Source organism: Mesorhizobium sp. M2A.F.Ca.ET.042.01.1.1 (assembly GCF_003997405.1).
Classification (GTDB): Bacteria; Pseudomonadota; Alphaproteobacteria; order Rhizobiales; family Rhizobiaceae; genus Mesorhizobium.
Genome location: NZ_RZRX01000496.1, coordinates 1 through 2053, shown reverse-complemented (window position 1 = coordinate 2053; position 2053 = coordinate 1). Strand labels below are relative to the sequence as shown.

The 2053-nt window shown below is 64.9% G+C and carries 3 protein-coding genes and 2 pseudogenes; 2 read left to right on the top strand and 3 right to left on the bottom strand.

Features of this window, described 5'->3' with window-relative positions; genetic code table 11:
- Both EOA23_RS36780 and rnhA read left to right on the top strand, forming a co-directional pair.
- A pseudogene (locus EOA23_RS36780) lies at nt 1-152 on the top strand (homoserine kinase); the annotation flags it as partial.
- Nucleotides 149-682 (top strand): ribonuclease HI, encoded by a 534-nt coding sequence (gene rnhA, locus EOA23_RS34170; protein ID WP_127307268.1) that lies wholly within the window; start codon nt 149-151, stop codon nt 680-682. The pseudogene EOA23_RS36780 and the gene rnhA, both read left to right, overlap by 4 nt.
- 16 nt (nt 683-698) lie before the next feature.
- On the opposite strand, the gene EOA23_RS34165 is transcribed toward rnhA, so the two are convergent.
- The 3 genes and pseudogenes from EOA23_RS34165 to EOA23_RS34155 form a co-directional block, all read right to left on the bottom strand.
- Nucleotides 699-1175: a DUF2938 domain-containing protein gene (locus EOA23_RS34165; protein WP_127307267.1), complete on the bottom strand. Its 477-nt coding sequence runs from the start codon at nt 1173-1175 to the stop codon at nt 699-701.
- Entirely contained in the window at nt 1175-1657 is a 483-nt protein-coding gene (locus tag EOA23_RS34160; protein ID WP_127252552.1) for a peroxiredoxin, read from the bottom strand. The genes EOA23_RS34165 and EOA23_RS34160 overlap by 1 nt, the downstream gene beginning before the upstream one ends.
- 86 nt (nt 1658-1743) lie before the next feature.
- Nucleotides 1744-2053, bottom strand: a pseudogene (locus EOA23_RS34155) (hypothetical protein); the annotation flags it as partial.

Here is a 2053-nt window from a genome sequence, read left to right as displayed (position 1 = left end):
GCTCGGCGCTGCGCTTCATGCTGACCCGCCTCTATGACTGGCTGACCATTCCGGATGGCGGACTGGTGATGAAGCGTGACCCGACCGAATATATCCGCCGCATGCGCTTCCACCGCGCGATCAGGTCGCCATCCGAATACGGGCTGACATGAACAAAAAGATCGAGATCTTCACCGACGGCGCCTGCTCCGGCAATCCCGGGCCGGGCGGCTGGGGCGCCGTGCTGCGCTACAACGGCGTCACCAAGGAACTGTCCGGCGGCGAGGCCGAGACCACCAACAACCGCATGGAACTGCTGGCCGCCATCACCGCGCTCAACGCGCTGAAGGAGCCTTGCACGGTCGACCTCTACACCGACAGCAAATACGTCATGGACGGCATCTCCAAATGGATCCATGGCTGGAAGAAGAACGGCTGGAAGACCGGCGACAGGAAGCCGGTCAAGAATGGCGAGCTCTGGCAGGCGCTCGACGAGGCCAACCGGCGCCACAAGGTGACCTGGTACTGGGTGAAGGGCCATGCCGGCCACCCGGAGAACGAACGCGCCGACGAGCTGGCCCGGCAAGGCATGGCTCCGTTCAAGCCGAAGCTGGCACGGCCTGCGCCGGTTGTGGCCGCGCCGAAGCCGGAAGGCGCTCCGACCAGGAAACCCGCGCCCCGGCGTTCGACCCAGAGCTACTGACGCGAGACTTCTAAAGCTAACGGATCAGCAGCGCTGTCGAGAACATGCCGACCGCGAACACGGTGTGCGCCACGAGATTGAGCGCGCGCACCTTTGTCGGATTGGGGAGCTTGGAGGCCGCCCAGCCGGCGCCCATGCCGGGCGCCAGCAGGAACCAGCCGGCTCCGACGGTGACGATGCCGAGGATGAAGGCGGGCAGGAAGGTCGGCGCCGCCAGCCAGCCGGCGCCCGCGAGTGCCACCAGGATCACGCCGTAGAGGATGCCGACCAGATAGTGGAAGGCCCAGCCCAGCGCTTTTTCATGCGCATAGGGCGCGGCCTTGCCGATATCGTCGTGGAAGACCTTTTCGGGCAGATGCCGGACCCAGCGTCCGACCATGCCCCAATTGGGCAAGGGCTGGCCGATCGCCTTGTTGAGGATGATCGCCCAGATATCCATGAACACCGTGGCGCCGATGCCGATCGCCACCGCGCGCCAGATGGTGTCCAGCATCAGAGCTGCCCGAGGATATGAGCCGCGCCGCTCTCGTCGACGCCCGGCTTGGTTTCGACATTGAGCGCGGTGACCTTGCCGTCGTCGACGATCATCGAGAAGCGCTTCGAGCGCAGGCCCATTCCGGCCGCGGAAAGATCGTTGTCGAGCCCGACCGACTTGGCGAAATCGCCGCTGCCGTCGGCGAGGTAGAGGATCTTGCCTTCGCCGCCGGTGAAGTGCGCCCAGGCGCCCATGACGTGGACGTCGTTGACCGAAACCACGGCGATCGTATCGACGCCGCGCGCCAGGATGGCGTCATGGTTCTCCAGATAGCCGGGCAAATGGTTGTTGCTGCAGGTCGGCGTGAAAGCGCCGGGAACGCCGAACAGCACCACCTTCTTGCCGGCGAAGATCTCATCGCCGGTGATCGGCTTGGCGCCGTCGGCGGTCATCACCTTGAAGTTCGATGCGGGCAGTTTTTCGCCAACCGAAATGGTCATGGGTTCCTCGCTTGGGGAGATGGGAAGGATCGATGCCTTCGATACCGGACCGGACGATTTCCCGCAACCATTGCGCTAATGCTGGATCAAGGGAAAGGCAGCAGCCCGTCGACCGAGCCCTCGGCGCTGGTCAGCGTGTAATACAGCCCGCCATCGCTCGGCGTGGCCGATGGCCGGTCGAGGATCGGCACGGTGAAGACGAGCTTGCCGTCCTTCTCGCTGCGCACCGGTGCGCCAAACATGTAGTCGCGTTCGCCGGCGATGAAGAAGTCGACGGATTCCGGATCCCCGGGCGACTGCGCCTGGACGACAAGGGTTTCGTGGTCGCCGGGCAGCACGTTGATGCCGAAATCGGGCCGGGCCGGGGAGGGCAGCGTCGCAAGCGCGGTTTTGACC

Excerpts from the sequence above, each read along its gene's own strand:
- EOA23_RS34160 (WP_127252552.1), bottom strand. The coding sequence starts at position 1,657 with ATGACCATTTCGGTTGGCGAAAAACTGCCCGCATCGAACTTCAAGGTG.
- EOA23_RS34165 (WP_127307267.1), bottom strand. The coding sequence starts at position 1,175 with ATGCTGGACACCATCTGGCGCGCGGTGGCGATCGGCATCGGCGCCACG.
- rnhA (WP_127307268.1), top strand. The coding sequence starts at position 149 with ATGAACAAAAAGATCGAGATCTTCACCGACGGCGCCTGCTCCGGCAAT.